At 61.1% G+C, this 23030-nt stretch carries 22 protein-coding genes; 13 read left to right on the forward strand and 9 right to left on the reverse strand.

The annotated features are described in order from the left end of the window. Positions 1-86: 86 nt before the first annotated feature. From F6V25_RS04445 to F6V25_RS04470, 6 genes are all read left to right on the forward strand, one after another. A complete protein-coding gene (locus F6V25_RS04445) occupies positions 87-1292 on the forward strand; it encodes a beta-ketoacyl-[acyl-carrier-protein] synthase family protein (RefSeq protein ID WP_151127418.1) in 1206 nt (401 codons plus the stop codon). Beyond that, a complete protein-coding gene (locus F6V25_RS04450; protein ID WP_151127419.1) occupies positions 1289-2374 on the forward strand; it encodes a beta-ketoacyl synthase N-terminal-like domain-containing protein in 1086 nt (361 codons plus the stop codon). Before F6V25_RS04445 ends, F6V25_RS04450 begins: the two co-directional genes overlap by 4 nt. Then, positions 2364-2744: a hotdog domain-containing protein gene (locus F6V25_RS04455; protein ID WP_151127420.1), complete on the forward strand. Its 381-nt coding sequence runs from the start codon at positions 2364-2366 to the stop codon at positions 2742-2744. Before F6V25_RS04450 ends, F6V25_RS04455 begins: the two co-directional genes overlap by 11 nt. Continuing rightward, positions 2741-3403, forward strand: coding sequence for a LolA family protein (locus F6V25_RS04460; RefSeq protein ID WP_246166957.1), 663 nt, complete (start codon positions 2741-2743; stop codon positions 3401-3403). Before F6V25_RS04455 ends, F6V25_RS04460 begins: the two co-directional genes overlap by 4 nt. 128 nt (positions 3404-3531) lie before the next feature. After that, positions 3532-4233, forward strand: a complete 702-nt coding sequence (locus F6V25_RS04465) for a lipoprotein insertase outer membrane protein LolB (RefSeq protein WP_191966073.1) — start codon at positions 3532-3534, stop codon at positions 4231-4233. Between the two features lie 3 nt (positions 4234-4236). Then, complete coding sequence (locus tag F6V25_RS04470) at positions 4237-6771, forward strand: MMPL family transporter (RefSeq protein ID WP_151127422.1); 2535 nt, start codon at positions 4237-4239, stop codon at positions 6769-6771. Between the two features lie 6 nt (positions 6772-6777). Here F6V25_RS04470 and F6V25_RS04475 read toward each other — a convergent pair whose 3' ends face one another. From F6V25_RS04475 to F6V25_RS04495, 5 genes are all read right to left on the reverse strand, one after another. Beyond that, positions 6778-7365 (reverse strand): acyloxyacyl hydrolase, encoded by a 588-nt coding sequence (locus tag F6V25_RS04475; RefSeq protein WP_151127423.1) that lies wholly within the window; start codon positions 7363-7365, stop codon positions 6778-6780. A 52-nt stretch (positions 7366-7417) separates the two neighbouring features. Further along, the gene (locus tag F6V25_RS04480) at positions 7418-8311 is read right to left on the reverse strand and encodes a YihY/virulence factor BrkB family protein (protein ID WP_151127424.1); all 894 of its coding nucleotides are present in this window, start codon (positions 8309-8311) and stop codon (positions 7418-7420) included. A 2-nt stretch (positions 8312-8313) separates the two neighbouring features. Continuing rightward, positions 8314-9027, reverse strand: coding sequence for a TVP38/TMEM64 family protein (locus F6V25_RS04485; protein WP_191966074.1), 714 nt, complete (start codon positions 9025-9027; stop codon positions 8314-8316). Positions 9028-9094: 67 nt separating this feature from the next. Then, positions 9095-10513 carry a B12-binding domain-containing radical SAM protein gene (locus F6V25_RS04490; RefSeq protein ID WP_151127426.1) on the reverse strand — a complete coding sequence of 473 codons (1419 nt, stop codon included), beginning with the start codon at positions 10511-10513 and terminating at the stop codon, positions 9095-9097. After that, the gene (locus F6V25_RS04495; protein ID WP_151127427.1) at positions 10510-10908 is read right to left on the reverse strand and encodes a cupredoxin domain-containing protein; all 399 of its coding nucleotides are present in this window, start codon (positions 10906-10908) and stop codon (positions 10510-10512) included. Before F6V25_RS04495 ends, F6V25_RS04490 begins: the two co-directional genes overlap by 4 nt. Positions 10909-11125: 217 nt before the next feature. On the opposite strand from F6V25_RS04495, the gene ruvB reads away from it, so the two are divergent. The 4 genes from ruvB (at position 11126) to F6V25_RS04515 (ending at position 16606) form a co-directional block, all read left to right on the forward strand. After that, a complete protein-coding gene (gene ruvB, locus F6V25_RS04500; protein ID WP_151127428.1) occupies positions 11126-12145 on the forward strand; it encodes a Holliday junction branch migration DNA helicase RuvB in 1020 nt (339 codons plus the stop codon). Positions 12146-12147: 2 nt separating this feature from the next. Next, positions 12148-12858 carry a DnaA/Hda family protein gene (locus tag F6V25_RS04505; RefSeq protein WP_149305646.1) on the forward strand — a complete coding sequence of 237 codons (711 nt, stop codon included), beginning with the start codon at positions 12148-12150 and terminating at the stop codon, positions 12856-12858. Then, the gene (locus F6V25_RS04510; protein WP_151127429.1) at positions 12855-14183 is read left to right on the forward strand and encodes a J domain-containing protein; all 1329 of its coding nucleotides are present in this window, start codon (positions 12855-12857) and stop codon (positions 14181-14183) included. The genes F6V25_RS04505 and F6V25_RS04510 overlap by 4 nt, the downstream gene beginning before the upstream one ends. A gap of 131 nt (positions 14184-14314) precedes the next feature. Further along, positions 14315-16606 carry a Tex family protein gene (locus F6V25_RS04515; protein ID WP_151127430.1) on the forward strand — a complete coding sequence of 764 codons (2292 nt, stop codon included), beginning with the start codon at positions 14315-14317 and terminating at the stop codon, positions 16604-16606. A 138-nt stretch (positions 16607-16744) separates the two neighbouring features. Here F6V25_RS04515 and metG read toward each other — a convergent pair whose 3' ends face one another. Then, positions 16745-18265: a methionine--tRNA ligase gene (metG, locus tag F6V25_RS04520; protein ID WP_191966089.1), complete on the reverse strand. Its 1521-nt coding sequence runs from the start codon at positions 18263-18265 to the stop codon at positions 16745-16747. A 55-nt stretch (positions 18266-18320) separates the two neighbouring features. On the opposite strand from metG, the gene F6V25_RS17215 reads away from it, so the two are divergent. Further along, positions 18321-18611 (forward strand): hypothetical protein, encoded by a 291-nt coding sequence (locus F6V25_RS17215; protein ID WP_246166958.1) that lies wholly within the window; start codon positions 18321-18323, stop codon positions 18609-18611. 62 nt (positions 18612-18673) lie between these two features. On the opposite strand, the gene F6V25_RS17220 is transcribed toward F6V25_RS17215, so the two are convergent. The 3 genes from F6V25_RS17220 to tmk form a co-directional block, all read right to left on the reverse strand. Next, on the reverse strand, positions 18674-19312 hold the full coding sequence (locus F6V25_RS17220) for a PSP1 domain-containing protein (RefSeq protein WP_476739185.1): 639 nt from the start codon (positions 19310-19312) through the stop codon (positions 18674-18676). Between the two features lie 162 nt (positions 19313-19474). Next, the gene (gene holB / locus F6V25_RS04530) at positions 19475-20449 is read right to left on the reverse strand and encodes a DNA polymerase III subunit delta' (RefSeq protein ID WP_151127432.1); all 975 of its coding nucleotides are present in this window, start codon (positions 20447-20449) and stop codon (positions 19475-19477) included. Then, a complete protein-coding gene (gene tmk / locus F6V25_RS04535) occupies positions 20436-21092 on the reverse strand; it encodes a dTMP kinase (protein ID WP_151127433.1) in 657 nt (218 codons plus the stop codon). The genes holB and tmk overlap by 14 nt, the downstream gene beginning before the upstream one ends. Positions 21093-21266: 174 nt before the next feature. Here tmk and rnc point away from each other — a divergent pair, with 174 nt between their 5' ends. Both rnc and F6V25_RS04545 read left to right on the forward strand, forming a co-directional pair. Continuing rightward, on the forward strand, positions 21267-21968 hold the full coding sequence (gene rnc, locus F6V25_RS04540) for a ribonuclease III (protein ID WP_151127434.1): 702 nt from the start codon (positions 21267-21269) through the stop codon (positions 21966-21968). 1 nt (position 21969) lies between these two features. Further along, positions 21970-23028 (forward strand): elongator complex protein 3, encoded by a 1059-nt coding sequence (locus F6V25_RS04545; RefSeq protein WP_151127435.1) that lies wholly within the window; start codon positions 21970-21972, stop codon positions 23026-23028. Positions 23029-23030: the final 2 nt, after the last annotated feature.

The raw sequence follows: 23030 nt of genomic DNA on the forward strand, positions 1-23030 counted from the left end.
ATGTGCCTTTGGGTGAGGATTCGGGGAATCTGTTTTTCAAGCTTCACTTTATATTGTTAATATAACGTATCGATATTTGGTGCTAAATGGTTAAAAAACGCGTTGTCATAACCGGGCTGGGGGTTTTTTGCGGGGCCGGCAAGAATGTGGCCCAGTTCAGCGATGCCCTGCTGAACGGCATCAGCGGCATCGGGCCCTTGGATCTGTTCGACGTATCGGCCTTTCCTTCCCATATCGGTTGCCAGGTCAAGGGGTATGACCCGCTGGACCATTTTGACCGTGCAATGGCCCGGAAACTTTCCCGTGCCGACCAGTTCGGCCTGATCGCCGCCGCTGAAGCCCTGGCGGACAGCGGCCTGTCCGATACCTATTCACCCTTTGACATGGGGATTTCCATGGGTGGGGGGGCAGCCGGCATGTTCCAGGCGGAGCAGTGGCTGAAAGCGCAGCTGGTTGGAGAGAACGCGCCGCCGGTGTTGCTGCGCGGCGTGCTGCCCGACAAGACCGCCACCGAGATAGCCCGGGCCTGCAACCTTGCCGGCTACCAGGGAACAGTCACCACGGCCTGCTCCTCGTCGGCCACCGCCATCGGTTGGGGCGCCGAACTGGTTGCCACCGGCCAACAGCGGGCTGTGCTGGCTGGTGGTTCCGATACCCTGTCGCTTTTGACCTTCGGCGGCTTCAATTCGCTGAAGGTGGTCGATCCCGAGCCCTGTTCCCCCTTCAGTCTGGGGCGCCAGGGAATTTCCCTGGGAGAGGGGGCCGCTTTCCTGGTGTTGGAGAGCGAAGAGGATGCCGTGGTGCGGGGAGCCCGGGTGTATGGGGCAGTACTCGGCTATGCCCTGGCCGGCGAGGCGTATCACATGACCGCTCCGGAGCCGACCGGTTCCACGGCGGCGAGGGTCATGCGCAACGCCATTGCCGTTGCCGGTATCGACGGCGGTCGGGTAGGGTGGGTCAACGCCCATGGCACCGGCACGCCGCTCAATGATGTGGTGGAGTCCAATGCCATGAAGCTGGTCTTCGGCGATCGGATTACCTCGGTTCCGCTGATCTCCACCAAGGCCATGACCGGCCACTGTCTGGGGGCGGCCGGCGCTATCGAGGCCCTGGCCACGGTCATCGCCCTCAATCACCGCATCATTCCCCAAACCTTGAACTTCCGTGGCCGCGACCCGGAATGCGATCTGGACTACTGCCACGAGGGGAAACGTTCCTGCGAGGCCGACGTCGCCATGTCCAATTCCTTTGCTTTCGGGGGCAACATCACATCACTGGTGCTGGGTATATGATCTACTCCTTCAACGATATCGTCGTCAGCGGCTTCTCGGCCGTGACCGCCGCCGGCAACGGCATGGATGCTGTGCTGGAACTCCTTGGGTCGGGGCGGAACGCCCTGTCGGCCGTACCAGACGACGTGCCGGGGGGGGCGGGCCAGCGCTGGGGCAAGGCGCTCGGCTTCAAGGCCTCGGATTTCATGCCGCCGCTCAAGGCCCGCAAGATGGACCGGTGCAGCCACTTTACCGTTGGTGCCTCGGGATTGGCTCTCAAGGATGCCGGGATTGATCTGAAGTGCATCGATCCCGAGCGGATCGGGATCGCCCTGGGGTGCGGTTTCGGCGGCGTGGCCAATTCCGCCGAATTCCTCAGCGGTTATTTCAAAAGCGGCGCCGAGGGGTTGGCGCCGGTGCTCTTCCCCAATACGGTTTCCAATGCTCCCGCCAGTAACGCCTCCATCGAGCATGGCCTGAAGGGCCCCAACGTTACCCTGGTGCAGCGCTTCTGCTCAGCCGAGTCGGCCTTTGTCATGGCCTGCCGTTTCATCGCCGAAGGGCGGGCCGACGTCATGCTGACCGGCGGGGCCGATGACCTGACGCCGCTGATGATCTCAGGTTTTGCCGCTACCGGCCAACTGCGGCGTTATGCCGCCTGTTTCGGCGAGGGGAGCGGCATTCTGGTGCTGGAGAGCGCGGCTCACGCCGCCCGACGCAATGCCACGGTCAAGGCGACGGTGGAGACGGTCGCCACCATCGGGCTGCTCCCGGTCGGTCGTGAACAGGAAGGGGTGGAACGTCTGTTCCGCGGCGTTGATCGGTGCGATCTGCTCTCCCTTTCCGGCACCGTCGGCGACACCCCGCTTCTGATGCAACGGGTCGAGGCCCAGGGCATCATCGACACCGCCTCCATCCTGGGACACTCCCTGGCCATGGGGGGCACGGCCATGGCTACCCTGGTTGCCAAGCTTCAGCCCGACCAGCAGGGGGTGCACCTGGCGGCCTCTCCCGAGGGCCCCTACTACGCCATCCGCTTCACGGGAGGCGCAGCAACGGCGTGCATCCCCGGCGAAGTGAAGGGAGCTTCGCATCAAGTCTGATCCTGCGGCATATCTCCCCCACCGTTACCCTTTTCTGCTCCTTGACCGGGTCGTCGAACTGGAGACCGGCGCCCGTGCGGCCGCCCGGGTTGCCGTTACGTCGGGCCGCAGCTTTCCCCAGGTGCTGCTGGTGGAGTGCATCGCCCAGTTGGCCGGTATCCTCACCATTCAGGACGAGGGGGAAGGTGGTTTTTTGGCGGCCGTCGACCGGGCCGAATTCTCCGGCGCGCCCCGGGCTGGAGATGAGCTTTTGGTCTCGGTCCGGGTGGTCAAGGCCTTTGGCAGGCTTTTCATGGTGGAGGGAAAGGTGGTATGCGACGGCCGGACGCTGGTGACGGCCCAACTTACCCTGGGAGTAGGTAAACTATGATGTTGATTGCACGAGGTTCTCGCTTTTTTCTGATCCCCGCCGCCTACTGGCGGACCGTTGCTGCATGCGCCGCGCTGCTTCTGCTGCTCGTGGGCGCTTTCCCCTGTCAGGCCCGCCAGATCCCTGCCGTGGACGGGCTTGAAGCTCTTCGCAAGGCCTTTACCGGGGTCACGGACTTTACGGCCGATATCAGCCAGGAAAAGCGCCTCTCGGTGATGAAGCGGGCCATGACCATGAACGGAACGGTGCGCTTCCGCAAGCCTGACCAGTTCTACCTTGAACTCAAAGCACCCTATGCCAGCCGCATGGTCCTGCGGGACAGTACCATCGAGCAGGTCATGGGTACGGGCGGGGAACGAAACCGGATCGTCCTCCCCCCGGAGCAGGGACTGAAACGGTGGTTCGCGCGACTTGCCACACCGATCACCACCCTGCCGGAAGGTCTGGGCGTCCACGCCGATGCGACCGGTCCGGTCTATACCGTCACCATTGCGCCCCACGGCAAGGGTCAGGTCAAGGAACTGGTCATAACCTTCCTGGAAGACGGCACGATAAGAAAATTGGTCATCATGGAGCGGAACGGCGACCGTGCCGTGATGACCTTTAAAAAGGTGCGCCGCAACGTGGGGCTGACGGACCGCGATTTCCGCCTGGAGTGATAAACCTAACCAATGCGGGTTCTTTTGCCCTCACGTAAATGCCCTATAACATCATGCCGCGTTGTCTCCGCGACGCTGCAGCAAATGTTTTTTCGGGATAAACCTTGCGACCAATGATCGGACCTTCGATGAAACGTCATTTTCCCCTCTTGTTCCTGCTCTCCACCTTATTCCTGGCTTCCGGCTGTGCCATCTTCACCCCCAAGCCTCCCCTTGAGTATCGGCCCGGCGTCCAGGTGGATACCCTTTCGGCGGGCGTGTCCCTCTCCATCACCAAGGGTGAACAGGGCATGGGCGCAAACGGCTTTCTGCTCTATCAACGCCCCGACCGGATGAGGATGGTGATCCTTTCCCCCTTTGGCACCACCATAATGGAAACCGTGGTGGTGGGCGAAGAGGTTACGGTTGTGGACAATTCCAAGGGGGTGGCGTTCCGCGGCTTGCTGGCCGAGCTTCCCCAACAGGGGCAGGGGGATACCTGGCGCCAGGCGCGCTGGGTCATGGAGGTGCCGGCCCCCGGCAGTTCGTTGCGCGACGGTACCGTGGAGCGGACCAGCAGTATGGGGCTGAAGGAACGGGTGACCTTCGAGAACGGGCTGGTGGTTGTCAAAAGTCTGGCCAACGGCGACGAGGCCCATTACAACGATTACGAGGTAGTGAACGGCGTGCCCCTGGCCACGGAGATCATCATGTACAGCCACGACGGCGGCCGCTTCCGCATCAGGATCACCGAACCGGAGGTCAACACCGACCTGGCGCCGGAGGCCTTCACCCCCCATGTGGACAACCTGACCATCTACCCGTTGTCCGCACTGCAAGGAAAGCAATAATCCATGTTCCGCGCGTGGTCCTCACGTATCATCGCAGCCAGCAACACCCTTACGCGCCGTCATCTGGAATGGGTCTTCCGTGTCGCCTCGACGCGCCCCCTGGCCGTCATCTGCCTGTTCGCGGCTGCCGTGGTTCTGTCGGTCGCCATGATTACATCCATTCATTTCGAAACGGATATCTTCCGGCTTTTCCCGTCCCGCCAGCCAGCCCTCAGGCTGTTGCTCGATTCACTTGAGTGGACCGGCAGCGCCAATGAAGCCTATTTTCTGCTGGAGGGTGATCCACCGTCCCTGCCTGCAGAGGCCGGACGTTTTGCCGAGCGTCTGGGACAGGCCCGCGTCGATGGGCAGCCCGCCTTCAAACGAATCACCTGGAGGATCTACGACGAAAGTCAGGCGGCATCCTTCAAAGAACTGATTGCCTATGCCGTCATCCATCCCCAGCTCTTCATTCAGCCGGATGATCTGCCTCGTTTTGTTGCCCGTTTTGCCCCCGACCAGGCAAACGCAGCCCTGCAACAACTCCAGGCCAACCTGGCCGGGCAGTTCGGCGGTTTTGCCAGCGGCTTGGCCACCGTTGACCCGTTTTCCCTGCGCGACCTGATCCTGCCGCGTCTCAAGACCGGCGGTCAAGCCCTCGACCTCGATCCGGCATCCCCCTATTTTCTCTCCCGCAACGGTGCTGTGCTGATCATGATCGCCGAACCTGCCAGACCGGTCCAGGACATGGTGTTCGCCCGCAAGCTGGTGGCGGCCATCAATGATGCCCGCCGTGGTTCTCCGATCTCGATCTCCTGCGCCGGTGCACATATCAGCGCCGTGCTGGATGAAGCGGCGATGAAGTCCAATGTCCTCGTCAGCATCGTTATCTCGCTCTTGGTGGTGTTGGGCATTTTTTACATCGCCTACCGGCGCTTGTTGCCTACCCTCCTCATTCCGCTGATCCTGGCGTGCGGCGTGTTGTTCGCCCTGGGGACCGCCGGGCTGTTTCTCCGGTCGATCCATATCATTTCCTTTGCCTTTACCGCCCTCATCACCGGCATCGGCACCGACTATTCGATCCATATCTATGACCGTTTCCATAGTGAGCGGGCTGCCGGCAAAACATCCCAGGAAGCGTTGGAACTGGCGATCCTCGACACCGGTCGCGGCGTCTTCACCGCTGCCATTACCACGGCGGTCCCGTTTTTGGCGTTGATGGTGTCCGATGTCCGCGCACTCTACGAACTCGGCCTACTGGTGGGGCTGGGGGTGATCTATTCCCTCTATGCCACGTTGTTTTTCCTGCCGCCTCTGCTGCTGTTCATGGAACGCCGATTTCCCATCACCTACCGTCCCATACCCTGCCTCGGCCTGCCATACCTCTGGCGCGCCGTGCTGCGGCATCCGGCGGTGGTTGCCACAGGCTCCCTGTTGATGACGGCAGGGCTCTGCTGGGCGGCTTTTTCCATCACGTTCGATGGCGAACTCAAAAACCTACAGCCGCGCCATTCCGAGGCTTTTCTCGCGCAGGAAAAGATCGAACGGAACTTGAGTATCGCGCCGAAACAGATACTGGTGGCGTTGGAGGGGCGTGATCTTTCCGATGTTCTGGAGCGGGTTTCGCGGCTGGACGCACTGGCGGCATCCCTTCAGGCGCGCGGACAGATCGTGGCGTGGTCATCCCTCTGCCGTGTGATCAACAGCCAGAAGACACAGATGGAGTTGTCTCTCCGGCTACGGGAGCGGTTTGGCGATGCGCACCTCGAAAAGTCCATGCTGGGGGCGCTTGACCGGCAAGGGTTTGCCACAGAGCAGTTCCAGCCATTTCTGAATGGGATGAGCCATCTACAACGAGCCGTACCGATAAGCCCCGAAGAGGCGGTGGCCCGCCTTTCGGCCTCGCCCCTCAAGGGGGTTGTCGATCGCCATCTGGTTAAAACCGCTACCGGTTACCACGCCTTGGCGTATCTGCACTATTCCGGCTCCTCGCTTGATCTGCCCGCCTTTCAAGCCGCGCTGGCGGCTCTGGACCCTACGGCTCGCATGACCGGTATCGACCTGATCAGCAGCCAGTTGAAGGATGCCGTACGGAACAGCTTTACCGGCGCCTTCCTGTTGGGTGGGGTGCTGGTGCTGTTCTTTCTATTGGCTCATTTTGCCAGCATGCCGTCGGGGGTGCTCTATTCTCTGTTTCCGGTGGCGGCTGCCTCTGGTTGCATGTTGGGGACCATGGCTTTGAGCGGCATGGGGCTCAATTTCATGAATGCCATGGTGTTGGTGACGATTGTGGGGATGGGGAGCGATTTCGGCCTGTACATCCGCTTCCGGGTCACGGCGGAGACGCCCGGCGAACGGGAGCGGCAGTACGTGCAGATCGGCCGGTCGGTCTTCCTTTCGGCCATGACCACCATTGTCGGGTTCGGGTCCCTAGCCCTTACCGACTACGGCGCCATGTCTTCCATCGGCTGGGCCACGAACCTGGGAGTAGGATTCATTACCTTTTTTTCTCTGGTGACCCTGCCGGCGGCCATGTCCCTGAAGAAGTGCGATAGATGAAGCGATTCAATGATAGAACGTCATACCCACCAGGAACTTGCTGGAATTGAGCGGCTCGTTGGGCGCGGCGGTTCCGGCGTTGGAGATGTGATGGTAGCGGTACTCGGCCATGAGTGCCGTATTCTTGCGTACGAAGTACTGCACCCCCGTTCCCCCCTGGTAGGAAAAATCCAGCTTGGTCCCCATGGTGGGCAGCCCCAGATCCACATAGAGTATCCCCCCGCCGGCAAAGACGTAGGGGGAGATGCCCTCCAACCCGGTAAATTTCCAGCTTCCCAATAGATACCCTCCCACCATGGACCTGGCGTCATGGTCCACGGCCATGTGATAGGGCACCTCCACCAGCAGTTCGTGCCGCCCCTGATACCAGCTTCCCCTGCCGACCTCCTGGGAGAGGAAACGGCCATAGCGGGCGATGACGTCCCAGGTCTGCACCTGGGTGCGGGTGGCGCCGAAATAGCGGTGGGTGATGCCGTAGCCGGTCAGCAGGGCGCATTCCGATTGGGCCGTGGTGACGGCGGTTTCTGCCCGGGCCGGGAGCGGGGCGAGGAAGGCAATGAGGGCAAGGGTGATCAGGATTGTATTTTTTGTCATAGGAGAAATTCACCGACCTGTTGTGTGGAGTGGTATTGATGGTTGTTCGCTATCATGTCTCGAACCTGTCCAGCTTATCCGCAGCCGTTAAACGGGTGGTTTCGAGTTCGGCAATGACCTGGGCGCCCAGGAGCAGGATCAGGGCCGACACCTCAATACTGAGCAGGGTCACCACCACCGTGGCAATGGAACCGTAGATGATGTTGACCATGGAGAGGGAGGCGTAATACCAGACCAGTATGCGGCGGGTGATCTCCCATAACAGTGTGGCAGCCACTCCGCCGATCAGGGCGTGGCGAAAGGTGACCCGTACCACCGGCATCACCAGGTAGATGGATGTGAGCATCAGCAGTTCGCCGGCGATCCCCAGGACATACAATGCAATCCTCTCCGTACCGGCCAGGCTCACGCTCCGGTTGAACAGGACCAAATGCCGGCTTTCAAGGGTCTCCACCGCACCCACCACCACCGATACCAGTACGATGCCCAGGGCAAGGGCGCAGATATAGACAAAGGGGATCAGGGCGGAGACGAGGAAGCCGCGGCGTTCATGCCTCACATGATGGAAGAAGATCACCGAGATGGCGTTTTCCAGGACCGTAAAGGCGATGGAACTGAAAAACAGCATGACGATAAAACCGATGATGCCGATCACCTGGCGGTTTTCCACAAATACCCGCACCTGTTCCAGCAGGGTGGCGGTATAGCCGGGCACCACCATCTCCAAGTAGGTAGACATGGTGGCTACCAGCCGTTCCTCGCCGATAACGTGGGATAGCACGGTCAGGACGAGGATCGACATGGGGACCACCGACAGCAGGGTGTAGTAGGCCACGGCGCCGGACAGCAGAAAACCCTGGTTGCGCTGGAAATCTCGCACAACCGCGGCCATGAAGCTGAAAAAACGGCTGGCCTTCCCTTGGCCGCTATACGGTTTGTCCGTCATGACTAGGGTTCCCCTTCCGGTGGTCCGGCTTCCTTCTTGTGGCCGTCCCACCACCCGGGTCTACTGTGTCTGATCCAGACCGGGATGGCCAGCAGCAGGGCGACCAGGGCGAGCCCCATGATGATCTGCTGCACCAGGGAAACACCGGTAAAGAAGGTCTTGCCGTAGTAGTTGAGCAGGACCGTGCCGGGGGTCATGCCCACCAGTGTGGTCAGGGCAAAGGCGCGGAGCGACATGCCGGTCAGGCCGGCGCCGTAGCTGACCAGGGCAAAGGAGAAGACCGGCTCGAGTCGGGCGAATAGGACGATATACGCCATCTGGCGCTGGGGGTAATGGCCGCTGAAGGCGATCTTCCGGTGCAGGAGCCGGGTGATCGCCTCCCTGCCCAGGGCATGGGCCAGGAGAAAGCAGGCAATGGCCCCCACCTCGGAGCCGATGAGCGAGTAGACGGTGCCCCAGAACGGGCCAAAGAGCACACCGCCGGCCACATCCAGGGGGGCGTTGGGAACAACGGTCAGCACGATGGCAATGGTTCTGAGGAGGATATAGGCCAGGGGCGCCAGGATTCCCCTGCTCTTGATCCACGCCTCGAGCCAGCGCGAGTCCAGCCATTCGGGCGGCAGCTCACTCCAGACGAGGCCGCAGAGGACGACCAGGAGGACGGCGAGCAGCGCCCCCTTGAACAGACATACCCCCTCTTTGGCTGTTTTACTCACAGTTTCTCTCTTGCCGGCTTCGTCGGAAAACCATTTCGACCTATGACCGTATAATCGCCTGAACTTTTCACCACTTCTGCTTCCGCTCGAAGGCCAGTATCTCCGGCAGATGGCGCAGGAATACCAGGATGCTGTGGGGCGATTTCCAGAGCATCTTCGTGTAGCCCCAGTGGATGCGGGTGCGATGGTAGAAACGACGGATGAATTCGTTGTAGAGCCTTTCCAGCTGTTCCTTGGTCATCCCCGCGGGCACGAAGACGAAGTTCATGCAGTTCATCAGTTCCCAGTTTTCGTCGAATTCCCCCTGCTCGCGAATGGTCTTGTAGATCGGCGCACCGGGGAAAGGGGTGAATTTTGTGACGTTGATCTCTTCCAGCGGCAGGGAGAGGGCGTAGTCGATGGTGCGGCGGATGGCGGCCTCGTCCTCCCCCGGCAGGCCGATCATGAAGAGCCCCTTGACCCGCATGCCCGCCTTCTTGACCATCTGCAGTTTTTTACCCACCTCGTCCAGGCCGTAGAATTTGCGATGCTTCTTGAGTACCTCCGGGTCGCCCGATTCGATGCCGAAATTGACCTGCCAGCAGCCGGAACGCTTGAGCAGCCCCAGGAGTTCCTCATCCACGTGCTCGAGCCGGGCTATGCAGTTGTAGGTCACCTTGAGCCGCCTCTTTGCCTTCAGGTCGCAGAATTCCGCTACCCGCTTGCGGTCGAAGGTGAACAGGTCGTCGTAGAAAAAAACGTGGCGGATGCCGTAGTCACGGTTGAGCATGGCCACGTGCTCGACGATGTATTCGGGTGAGTTGAAGCGGAAACCGCGGGAGAAGACCGAACGGTCGCAGTAGGAACAGGCATAGGGACAGCCGCGGCTGGAGATGATGCTCGTGTTGGGGGCCGTGGGAAAGCTGAACAGCGGCAGGGTGTAGCGTTCGGGAAAGCCGGGCAGCAGATGGTAGGCGGGGAAGGGGAGGTCGTCAAGGTTGGCGATCAGTTCACGCTGGCTGGTGAATACACCTTTGCCGTCGCGGCGGAAAGCGATGCCGGGCAGGGACTCCACACCCTTGAAACCGGCCTGGGCCAACTCCAGCATGGTCTGTTCCCCCTCGCCGATCACCAGGTAATCGATGGCCGGGAAGTCGTCCAGGAGCGGCGCGCCCATGGTGCAGGGGTGGGCGCCGCCGAAGACCGTGACGATCCGGGCGTCCCGCTCCTTGATGGCGCTGGCGATGCGGTATCCCTCCCGGAAGGCGGAGGTGGTGGTGGAAAAGCCCACCGCGTCGGGGCGGCGGCGGATGACCTCATCGGCCAGGTCGTCAACCCCCAGGGGCGTTGCATAACAGTCGATGATCTCGACTTCGATGCCGTGGCGCTCGAGCCAGGCGGCGATACTCATGATCCCCAGGGGGGGCATGATGTTGAAGATGGTGGTGATGTCCTGCACGCCCGGCATGAAGTTGCTGCCGTGGGGGTGGATGAAGATTACTTTCACTCAACGACCTCCAGGATGCCTTCCATTCCCTTGTCGCGATGGCTGGCAAGGAACGGCGGCTTTTTGTCGCAGTAGAACGGATAGCTGCCCACCTTGGTGGGGGTGAAGGCGATGACCTTCGGGTCGCGGGAAAGCGATACATTTACTTTGATGCTGGCCTCAGGGGCATCGATGACGATGGTGTGGGGGATGACCCAGCCATCCTTGCGCACCAGCATCTCCACCGGCTGATTGATCTTGACCACGATGTGGCGGGGTTTGAAGAAATAGTCACCCCCCAGCACCTCCACCCTTTGGACGCCATCCTTGTCCATGGGCACGATGAACGGGGTATCATCGGCATAAATGGCTGCCCCGGCAAGCAAGAACATCAGGCTGACAATAATTGTTTTCATGGCGTATACCTCCTTGCGCACCCTCACTTCGCTCGGCCCGGAACAGGCAAAGCATTAACCGTGCGCTATTATTTTATAGACTAGCATAGCCGGCCACAAATTCCATGCATTTATTGGCCAAAACGCGTCGTGAAAAGCGGTACTCCTCCTTTGACAATTGCGGCAAAATAGGCCATAGTCTAGCGGTTCATACCGGTATGATAACAGCGGAGTAGCAATGCAGCAACGCGCCATAACACCCGAAAAAAGCGACGATGATCTCCAGTTCGATGCCACCCTGCGGCCCCGCGCCTTGTCGGACTACATCGGCCAGGAAAAGATCAAGGGCAACCTGCGCCTGTTCATCGATGCCGCAAAGGGCAGGGGCGAGGCGTTGGACCATGTCCTGCTCTACGGCCCTCCCGGCCTCGGTAAGACCACTCTGGCCAATATCGTGGCCTGTGAGATGGGGGTCAACATCAAGTCCACCTCCGGACCGGTCATCGAGCGCCCCGGCGACCTGGCGGCCATCCTGACCAACCTGGAACCCCACGACGTGCTCTTCATCGACGAGATCCACCGGCTGTCCCATGTGGTGGAGGAGATCCTCTACCCGGCCATGGAGGATTTCCAGCTGGACATCATCATCGGTCAGGGGCCGAGCGCCCGCAGCATCAAGCTCGATCTGCCCCGTTTCACCCTGGTGGGAGCCACCACCAGGGCCGGTTTGCTCTCCTCACCGCTGCGCGACCGCTTTGGCGTGATCTCGCGCCTGGAGTTCTACACCGAACCGGAACTGGCCACCATCATCAGCCGTTCCTCCCATATCCTGGGTATGGAGATCGAATCCCAGGGCGCCGTCGAGCTTGCCCGGCGCAGCCGCGGCACCCCCCGCATCGCCAACCGCCTCCTGCGGCGGGTACGGGATTTTGCCCAGGTGCGGGCCAACGGCGTCATCACCCGAACGGTTGTTCAGGATACGCTCAAATTACTGGAAATCGATGAGATGGGCTTTGACCAGATGGACCGCATGATCCTGCTGACGATCATCGACAAGTTCACCGGCGGCCCGGTGGGGCTGGATACCATCGCTGCGGCCATCGGCGAGGAGAGCGACACTATCGAGGATGTGTACGAACCGTTTTTGATCCAAAACGGCTTCCTGAACCGCACCCCGCGTGGCCGGGTCGCCACCCGCGCCGCCTATCTGCACTTCGACCGCATAGCGCCCGAGTCACCCCAGGGGAACCTATTCTGACCATGCAGCAGTTTTTCGATTTTCCCATAACCCCCGCATACAGCTTCGACAGCTTCGTCGTCTGTGACGGCAATGCCGCGGCGCTCCAATTCGCCCGGCGCATAGCCGACAGTTCCGATGCCGAGAACCTGCTCTACCTGCACGGTCCGGCCGGTTCCGGCAAGACGCATTTGCTCCAATCCATAGCCCATTCCCTGTGTCCCGCTGAAACCGCCTGCTACCTGTCGTGCCGCGACCGCTTTTCCGCCCAGGAGCTGGTTGCGCACTTTAACGGAGCCTCGGCCCTCGTGGTGGACGACCTGCACCTGCTCCCAGACGAAGCCTCCCTGCGGGCCGCCCTGTGGCAGGTGTTCAACGACTTCTACGCCAGCGGCAGGAAAGTTGCCCTGGCCGGTCTTCTGCCGCCGCGGGAACTGCCGCACCTGGACGACCACCTGATCTCGCGTCTCTTGTGGGGGCTGGTCGCCCGCGTGGATGCCTCCGACGACCACTCCCGGCGCATGATCCTGAAAAAGATCGCCGATGACCGCCAGGTGCGGGTGCCGGACGATGTGGTCGATTATATCCTGATGACCGCCAGTCGCGAGGTCGGCGCCCTGATCGAGACCTTTGAGGCGCTTTTCCGGCTTTCCATGGCCGAACAGCGCCGCATCACCTTGCCGCTGGCCCGTCAATCCCGTGAACAGATGGTGAGCCGGGGGGCAACCCCATGACGCCTCCCTTCCATAATCGTTTGAAGACCCCGGAAGAGGTCGAACTTGAACGCAAACAGCGTGAAGCAAAACGCTATCAACTGGAACTGAACGACTGGGAACGGATGTTTTCCGGCCTTAAAGCCGAGATCCGCACCTTTGAGCAGCTCTACGAGGATACCGTGGGCGGTCGGATCACCGTTCTGGAAGAGCTGGAATGGCAGCTCAATGGCATCCTCGGCACGGAAAAGGCACCTCCCCGCCAGGAAGAGTCGCCGGACGAGCAGACGTTCAGCCATTTTCAACGCACGACCGACCTGCTGGACGATGAAGATGAGGGACCACCCGACACCTCCTCCATGAACATCAAGTCGCTCTATCGCGGGGTCGCCAAGGCGGTGCATCCCGACCTGGCCTCGGACGAGGCGGACCGCCTGCGGCGCCAGGAGTTGATGGCGGTTGCCAACCAAGCCTACGAATCGGGCGACCGCAAGTGCCTTGAAGAACTTTTTTGGGACTGGGAGGTGGGGACCGGAACCGTTTCAGGCAAGGACGTCGCCTCGGAACTGGTGCGGGTCATCCGCCAGATCGCCCGGCTCCAGCAGAATATCCACGCCGTCATCCTCCAGATCGACGAATTGAAGCAGACGGACATCTATCGCTTCAAACTGCGGGTGGCCGAGGCCCAGGCCGATGGCATCGATCTCCTGGCCGAAATGGTCGCCAAAGCGGACGAGGATATCGCCCAACTGCGCAAACGGCTTTCGGTGCTGCGGGGGGAGGACGTGACCGAACCCCAAAACTCTCCCCATGTGAAAACGCGGGTCATCCGCTTTCCTGCGGACAAGAGCTACGGCACGCTCTATGTGCGCAACATAGGCTCGACGGACTACCGCGACTGGCAATGGCTGGGGAGCGCGCGGGGCATTAAGGAAGTGTTTCTGGGCAAAGGGGTGCGACTGGACGTCAAGGGGATAGACGGCAACGGGCTGGATTTTCTGGACAGTATGCAGCCGGAGGATCTGCAAGCCCTCTTTCTGAACGATATCGACGACAGCGCCCTGCCGCATGTGACGCACCTTACGGGACTCCAGGAGTTGTGTCTTTCGAACACCGCCATCAGCGAGGACGGTCTTGCGCAGCTCACCTCGCTCGGCGAGTTGCAGCGCGTCTACATCTATCACACCGCGGTCGGCGACCAGGGGCTCCACAAACTGACCGGCCTCCCGGGGCTGAAATGGCTGACCTGCAGCGGCACCATGATCAGCGAAGAAGGCTTGAACCGTTTCCGGCAGGCAATGCCCGGTTGCAAGGTTGTTAACTTCAAGTGGCGTTACGACAAATAGGGCTGTGATGACGTTATAATTTTGCCGGCCATCCGTTTTGGTAACGTATTTGCGTGTGCTCCCCCTTCCCATTTCCCTCACGCTGTTGTAGTATGCACGCCCCCCAAAAACACAAAAGAACAGGAAACAATATGCCCGTCAGCAAGGATCAGCTTACTACGATCATTCGCGCAATCATTGAAGAAACCTCCCTCACACCACAGCAGGTCGCAAACACCGTTGAACTCCTGCAAGAGGGGGCCACGGTCCCCTTCATCGCCCGTTACCGCAAGGAACACACCGGTGAACTGGATGAGGTTCAAATCCGTGCCATAGAAGAGCGCTTCGCCTATTTCTGCGAGCTTGAGGAACGCAAGCAGACGATCCTCAACTCCATAGAGGAACAAGGAAAGTTGACCCCGGAACTGCGGGAACGGATCGAGGCCACACGCCAGAAGACCGAACTGGAGGATCTCTACCTCCCCTACAAGCCCAAACGGCGCACCAAGGCCACCATTGCCCGCGAACGGGGACTGGAACCTCTGGCCGACCTGATGGCCGCCCAAGGGGCGACCGTCGGAACGCCGGAGGATGCGGCCCAGGCCTATGTGGACCCCGACAAGGGGGTGCCTGACGCGGCCGCCGCCCTGGAAGGCGCCGGGCATATCCTGGCCGAACGCCTGTCCGACGACGCCGATGCCCGGGCCATGGTGCGGCGCTTGACCTGGGAACAGGGGGTGTTCAACTCGCGGGTGGCCGCCGACAAGAAGGATCAGGTCACCAAGTTCGAGATGTATTACGACTATCAGGAACCGTTGAAAGCGATTCCCTCCCACCGCATGCTGGCCATGCGCCGCGGCGAGAAGGAAGAGGTACTCTTCCTGACCGTCACGGCGCCGCTGGAGCAGATCCTGGCCGGTCTGAAGTCCCGCCTGATCACTGCCGACAGTATTTTTAGCCCGCTTCTGGAGGGGGTGGCCGAAGACGCCTACAAACGCCTGATCGCCCCCTCCATTGAGGTGGAACTGCGCCTGGAGGCCAAGAATCTGGCTGACGAGGTGGCCATCCGGGTTTTCGGCGGCAATCTGCGCAACCTGCTACTGGCGCCCCCGGCCGGCGGCAAGCGGGTGCTGGGTATCGACCCGGGGCTGCGCACCGGGTCTAAGTTGGCTGCGGTGGACGGCACCGGGCGTTTTCTGGAACATGTCACCATCTACCCCCATACCGGGGCGGCGCGGGTACCCCAAGCCCGGCAGGATCTGCTGCGTCTGGTGGGGGCGCACGCCATCGAGATGATCGCCATCGGCAACGGTACGGCCGGTCGCGAGATGGAGCTGTTTACCAAGGAAACGCTGGCAGAGGCGGGCCGGCACGTACCGGTGGTGATGGTCAGCGAGGCGGGGGCCAGCGTCTATTCGGCCTCGGATATCGCACGGGAGGAGTTCCCCGACCTGGACCTGACGGTGCGGGGCGCCATCTCCATTGCCCGGCGACTCCAGGACCCCCTGGCCGAATTGGTCAAGATCGACCCCAAGAGTATCGGCGTGGGGCAGTACCAGCACGACGTGAACCAGACCATGCTGAAGAAGGCCCTGGACGATGTTGTGGAGTCGTGCGTCAACTACGTCGGGGTGGACCTGAACACCGCCTCCTGGGCGCTGCTCTCCTACGTCTCCGGCGTGGGGCCGGCCCTGGCCAAGGCGATTGTCGGTTTTCGAGACCGGCAGGGAGCCTTCCCGTCCCGCAAGGCACTCCTGGATGTGCCCCGCTTCGGGGCCAAGGCCTTCGAACAGGCTGCCGGCTTTCTCCGCATCCGCAACGGCGTCCACCCCCTGGATAACACCGCGGTGCATCCCGAGCGCTATTCGCTGGTGAAGGCAATGGCCGCGGATCAGGGGGTAACCCTGGCCCAATTGGCGGCCGATCCTGCCCTTGTGGCCGGTATCGACCTGCGCCGCTACGTGAGCGACGGCGTCGGTATGCCGACCCTGCGGGATATTTTGGAGGAGTTGAAAAAGCCGGGCCGCGACCCGCGCAGCCAGTTTCAGACCGCCAGTTTTCGGGATGATATCCGGGAGATAACCGATCTTCAGGAAGGCATGATTCTGCAAGGGGTCGTGACCAACGTGACCGCCTTCGGCGCCTTTGTGGACATAGGCGTCCATCAGGACGGCCTGGTGCATGTCAGCCACCTGGCAAGCCGCTATGTCAAGGACCCCAACGACGCGGTCGCGGTAGGGCAGGTGGTCAAGGTCAAGGTGTTGTCGGCGGATGCGCAGCGCAAGCGGATCGCGCTTTCCATCAAGGAGGCCGAGGCGGGCGGGGGAAAACCAAAGCCCCAGCGCAGCCCAAAGCCGGAGGCGGTAACACAGGAAGTGAAAACGAAAACCGGCCTCGATCTCAGCGCCATGGAGAAGGCCGGTTTCCGTGTCAAGCGGAAGTAAGGAATAATTCCAAGTTGCAACCAAAATCGCACTGATCTCAACCACCCCCAGCCCCTCCTGATTCAGGAAGGGGTGGAGGTGGTTAGGTATCAGCTTGAATGCTTTTGGGAATAAGTTTTTTGCTTTTCCTGCTGTGTTTTACCCCTCGATCCTCGGGAACAGGGCTTCGGTCTTGGTAATCACCGTCCCCTCCTTCAGCCCGCCCCAGGTCAAACCGACCAGTTCCTTCTCCTCCCCGCATCCCAGGCTATCAAGCGCCTTCTTCGCCGTGGCCGGCAGGAAGGCCGACAGGATGATATGTACGATGCGCTGGGACTCCAGGAGACAGTACATGACCGTAGCCAGCCGTTCCTTGAGTGCCGGGTCCTTGGCCAGGGTCCAGGGAGCCGATTCGTCGATGTACTTGTTGCCCGCCGAGATCACTTCCCAGATGGCCTGGAGCGCCTTGCTGAAGGCCAGGTCGTTCATACAGGTTTCCATGGTGACGATCATCTCTTCGGTGCGCCGTTTCAGCGCCAGGTCGCTTACATTCAACTCCCCCGGGGCAGGCAGGATGCCGTTGAAATACTTGACCGCCATGGCTGTTGACCTGCTGAGCAGGTTGCCCAGGTCGTTGGCCAGGTCGGAGTTGATCCGCTGGACCAGGGCGGGGTGGGAGAAGTCGCCGTCCAGGCCGAAAGGCACCTCGCGCAGCAGGAAATACCTGACCGCGTCCACGCCGTACTTGTCGATCAGCATGTTGGGCTCGACCACGTTTTGCAGACTCTTGCTCATCTTCTGGCCCTCGATGGTCCACCAGCCGTGGGCAAAGACCTTTTCCGGCAGGGGCAGACCGGCCGCCATCAGGAAGGTGGGCCAGTAAACGGCGTGGAAACGCAGGATGTCTTTGCCGATCAGGTGCACGTTGACCGGCCAGAAACGCTTGTAGTCTTCGGTCGCTTCGGGATAGCCCAAGGCCGTAATATAGTTGGTCAGGGCGTCAAACCAGACGTAGACGATATGCTTGTCGTTGCCCGGCACCGGGATGCCCCAGGTAAAGGTGGTACGCGACACCGACAGATCGCGCAGCCCCTCCTTGACGAAGGAGATGATCTCGTTGCGCTTGCTTTTGGGCTGGATGAAGTCGGGGTGGGAGTCGATATAGGCCAGAAGTTGGTCCTGGTACTTGCTCATGCGGAAGAAGTAGGACTCTTCCTTCAGTTTTTCCACCGGCCGGTTGCAGTCGGGACAGCGGCCGTCGATCAACTGGGTTTCGGTCCAGAAGGTTTCGCAGGGGGTGCAGTACCAGTCTTCGTACTCGCCCAGGTAGATGTCGCCTTTTTCGAGAAGATCCTTGAAGATATGGCTCACACCTTTTTTGTGGCGCTCCTGGGTGGTCCTGATGAAGTCGTTGTTGGAGATGCCCAGCCGTTCCCAGAGCGCCTGGAAACGCTTCACCACACGGTCGGCCAGTTCCAGGGGCGTTTCGCCGGCGGTTGTGGCGGCCTTTTCCACCTTTTGGCCGTGCTCATCGCTGCCGGTCAGAAAATAGACGTCGTATCCCATGAGGCGCTTGTAGCGGGCCAGGACGTCGGCCGCCACCGTGGTGTAGGCGTGGCCGATGTGGGGTACGTCGTTGACGTAATATATGGGCGTGGTGAGGTAGAACGTAGGTTTCATGTCATGCTCCCGGAGTGTTTGGCGTTGGAGTTGTGCTGGTATCGGGCTTGTCACCTTGTTTGCGGCGGTGGCCGTGTTTGCGGTGCCGATTTCTGCGGCGCCCTTCCTGTTTCTTCTGGCCATCCTGTGCCTCGTCGACGCCGGCCTCGACGGCCGGGGGAGGCGGCGTAACAGCGGCGCGCTTGCTTTCCTCCCGCGTCTCGTCCTTCTGCTGGGGTGCCGGAGCCGGGGACGACGGCTGTCGCTGGTGGTGTTTACGCTCACGCTGCTCGCGGCGGGCTTCGGGCTGCGATGCCGGAGCAGCCGCGGGCAGCGTGGGAAGCGCATCGGCGGCGTTGTCGCTTAGGATCTCGTCGCGCCTGATGGTAATCTGTTTGTTATCGTCGAGCCTGAGCGTAATGTTGCCGGTCAGGATGTTGATCTTGTCGATGACGCCGACGGCAGTTGGAGTGCGGACCCGTTTCCCGCATTTGGGGAAGTTTTTCCGCAGGCAGCAATAGGTTTCGTANTTTCGTACTCGTAATCCAGGCAGCAGAGCAGACGACCGCATTGCCCCGATATTTTGCTGGGGTTCAGGGCCAGGTTCTGCTCCTTGGCCATCTTGACCGACACCGGCTGAAACTCGCGCAGGAATGAACAGCAGCACAGCTCCCGGCCGCAGATGCCGATCCCGCCGATCATCTTGGATTCGTCGCGCACGCCGATCTGGCGCATCTCGATGCGGGTGTGGAAGGTATGGGCCAGGTCTTTGACCAGGTCGCGGAAATCAACCCGACCGTCGGCGGTGAAATAGAACACGGCCTTGCTGCTGTCGAACTGGTATTCGACTCGCACCAGCTTCATCGGCATGGCGCGTTCCATGATCCGTTTGAGGCAGAAGTCAAAGGCGCTTTTTTCCAGCTGACGATTGCGCTCCTGGGTCGCCATGTCGTCCGGCGTGGCCTTGCGCCGGATGGTGACCAGGTTCTCGGGCACCCCCTCGCTGCGTTCGACCGGTCCCCGCAAAACGGTGCCGATTCCCAGGCCCCGTTCGGTCTCCACCACCACCTTGTCGCCGGTGGCGAGATCGAGGTTGCCGGCGTCAAAATCATACAGCTTGCCGGCTGTTGAAAATTGTATGGCTACGATTCGTGGCAAAATATCTCCTTTATTCCAAGCGTCCGATGCGAGCGCCGTATAAACCGGCGGCCCGGACCGATTCGTTGTGATTTAGCACGCTGTGGCGGCAATCCGCATGAAGAGCCGGTCCAGGGCGAGCTTGCTGTTGGCGTTGCGCTGGACCGCCCGCCGGGTTTCCATGCTATCTTCCAGTATCTGCAACGTCCGCTGCAGGGGCCATTTGGCGGCAAAGCCTTCCAGCGCCGGGCGGACCGCCGCGTTGACGATGGCACTGCTGCCGGCTGCCAGGTGGGCGGTGTCCTGCATGAACGAGATGAGCATATCCAGGGTTTCCAAGGTCTCGTCCCGGCTGGTGCCCAATTCCTCGGAAGCGTCGAAAATAGTGGCGATCCTGTTCCGGTCAAGAGCTGAAAGGCGCGCCAACAGGGTATCCTTGCGGTTACTAAGGGTGTCGTTGTCCAACTCCTGAGCACGCTGGATACTCCCACCGGACATGGGGGCCAGCAGTTCGGCCGTCTCGGGAGCCATGCCGTGTTGTTCCAGCAGCAGCCGGACGTTCTCGGTGGACAGGGCCGAGAAACGGATCAACTGGCAGCGGGAACGGATGGTCGGCAGCAACATGCCGGCGTTCTCGGTCAGCAGGATGATGATGGCATTGCCGGGCGGCTCTTCCAGGGTCTTGAGCAGCGAATTGCCGGCTGACGGGTTGAAGCGTTCGGCCGACTCGATGATGCAGGCCTTGCGCGGCGCCTCGTAGGGGCGCATGGACAAGTCGCGCTGCAACTCCCTGACCTGCTCGATCTTGATAAACTGGCCGTCCGGTTCGATGTAGTGGATGTCGGCATGGGAGTCGGCGGCCACCTTGCGGCACGAGGCGCAAACGCCGCAGGCGTCATCCTCCCGCTCCGTGCAGAAAATTGCCTGTACCAGGGCGCGGGCGGTCGTTTTGCGCCCACAGCCGGCCGGCCCCTCGAACAGGTAGGAGTGGGAGGTCTTTCCGGATCGGAGTGCGCGGCGGAACACCTCCACGACCCGCTCATGTCCTATGATGTCAGCGAACGGCATGGTGCTGTTCCTCCATGCGCGAGACCACCTGCCGGGCGATGGTGGCGGCGATCCGCTCGATCGTATCGCTGCCGTTCACGAGCAGGAACCGGTGCGGCTCTCCGGCCGCCAGGGCCAGGTAACCGTCCCTGACCCGCTGATGAAAGGCCAGGGCCTCCAACTCAAAACGCTCTTCACGGGGGCCGCTGGAGGCATCTATCCTGCGGCGCGCCCGCTCAAGACCCTGAACCGGTTCGCAATCGATTAGCACGGTCAGGTCCGGCCGTATCCCTCTGCACGCCAGGGCGTTCAGGGTATCGACGGTCGCGCGGTCGATCCCCCTGCCGTCGCTCTGGTAGGCAATGGTTGCGTCGGTGAACCGGTCGCACAACACCACGCCCCCCTCATCCAAGGCCGGCTTGACGACCTCGCCCACATGCTGGGCCCGGGCGGCGGCGTAGAGTAGAAGCTCGGCGTGGGGCAGCATGGCGCGGTTATCGGCGTCCAGCAGGATACTGCGAATCTGGTCGGCAATGGCGCAACCGCCCGGCTCCCGTGTCTGCGTGACCCGCCGGCCGGCTGCCGTCAGGCGTTCGGCCAACAGCTTGATCTGGGTCGTTTTGCCGCACCCCTCGATGCCTTCGAATGTTATGAAATAGCCCACGCCCATCCCTTAGTGCCAATTATCTGCAAATGCTGAATTATAGGTGAGTTGTCGCGAATTCGCAACTGAATTTCTGCTTATATGTGCATAACTGAGCATGTGCGGCGATATGCTTTCTGTTGCCAAATTCAGGTCGTATGACTATAGTTTCCCCGTTAGGAGAACAGCAAAGCGATGATCGATTACACCCATCTGGAAGAGCGGCTTGCCTATCTTTTCAAGGATCGCAGCCTGGCGTGCCGCGCCTTGACCCATCCTTCCTGGCAGCATGAGTGCAATGAGGCGGACGGTGACGATTACCAGCGCCTGGAATTTTTGGGCGATGCCGTGCTGGGCATGTTGCTGGCCGAGATGCTCTATTCCCGTTTTCCCGAATGGCATGAAGGGGACCTTTCCCGTTCTCGGGCTCATTTGGCAGGGCAGGGGACTCTGGCGGACCTGGCCCGTTCCCTTGAACTTGGTGGTTTTATTCGTCTCGGGCGTGGCGAGGAGCAAACCTCCGGCCGTAGCAAGGACTCGATCCTATCGGATGTCCTTGAGGCCCTGATCGCCGCAGTCTATCAGGATGGGGGATTGGAAGCTGCCCGTACCCTGGTGTCGCGTCTGTTCGACAACCTGCTTGCCGCCCCCGACAGCCGGGAGGTCGGGCGGGATGCCAAGAGCGAGTTGCAGGAACTGCTCTCGGCCAGAAGCCTGCCGCCGCCGGAATACCGGCTGAGCGCAGAGTCCGGCCCTCCCCACGACCGGTTGTTTCATTTTCAGTTGCTGGTGGGGGGGGACGTGATGGGGGAGGGCGAGGGCAGGTCGAAAAAAACAGCCCAGCAGGCCGCGGCTGCACAGGCGTTGGAACGGCTTTTATCCAATCGGGAACGCTGACGTGAAAGCGGTCACGGTTCCCTTCTTCATCAGTCACCAGGGGTGCCCCCACGCGTGTGTATTCTGTGATCAGCGCGTCATTTCCGGCTCCTGCGGCACTCTGCCGAGCCGGCAGCAGATTAGCGCCACCGTCGATTCCTGGCGGAGTTCCGCCGCCGGCCGCCCCCTGGAGGTGGCCTTTTTCGGCGGCAGTTTTTCCGCCCTGCCGGAACAGGTGCAGGATGAGCTGTTGGCCCCTGTTCAGTCCTTTCTGGAGAGCGGCGTTGTGCGATCGGTCAGGGTATCCACCCGGCCGGACTGCCTGGATGGCGCTACGGTGCGTCGCCTGGCCGACCAGGGGGTTTCTGTCATCGAGATCGGCGTACAGTCCATGGATGACGACGTCCTGGCGCTGAGCGGCCGGGGGCACGATGCGGCCGCATCCGAGGCTGCTCTGCGCTGCATCAAGGAGCAGGGCCTGGTTGCCGGGGCCCAGTTGATGCCCGGCCTTCCGGGCGACACTCCCGCCGCTGTGTTCAGGTCGCTGGAACGGGTAATCGCAGCCGGGGCGGATTTTGTGCGGTTCTACCCGGTGGTGGTGCTGGCGGGGACACCGTTGGCCCGGAGTTATCACGCGGGTGAATACCGTCCCCTGGATTTGGAACAGGGCATTGCACTCTGCAAGCAGCTTCTGCATCGTGCCATGCGTGGCGGGATTGACGTTATCCGCATCGGCCTCCAGGCGAGCGATGGGTTGAACGGTGCCACGGTACTGGCCGGTTGTTGGCATCCGGCGCTCGGGCAGTTGGTGCGTTCGGAACTGTATTTTGATCTGGTGCGGCAGCTCGCAGCGACTCTGCCCGACGATGCGCCTTTCAGCTTGACCTGTCATCCTTCGCGAGTCTCGGACGTGATCGGCCAAAAACGGCGCAACCTGGCGCGCCTGCGGCCATCCGGCATCTCTGTCCGGGTCGTTCCTGATGATGCTCTTTTGCAGGAAGAGGTTATGGTTGAATACTTAGGGCATTGCTTTAAAGGTAATATTATAACGGATTTGAATTACAACATCAGCGAGGTATAAAT

The sequence above is a fragment of the Oryzomonas japonica genome (assembly GCF_008802365.1).
In the GTDB taxonomy this organism is placed as follows: domain Bacteria; phylum Desulfobacterota; class Desulfuromonadia; order Geobacterales; family Pseudopelobacteraceae; genus Oryzomonas; species Oryzomonas japonica.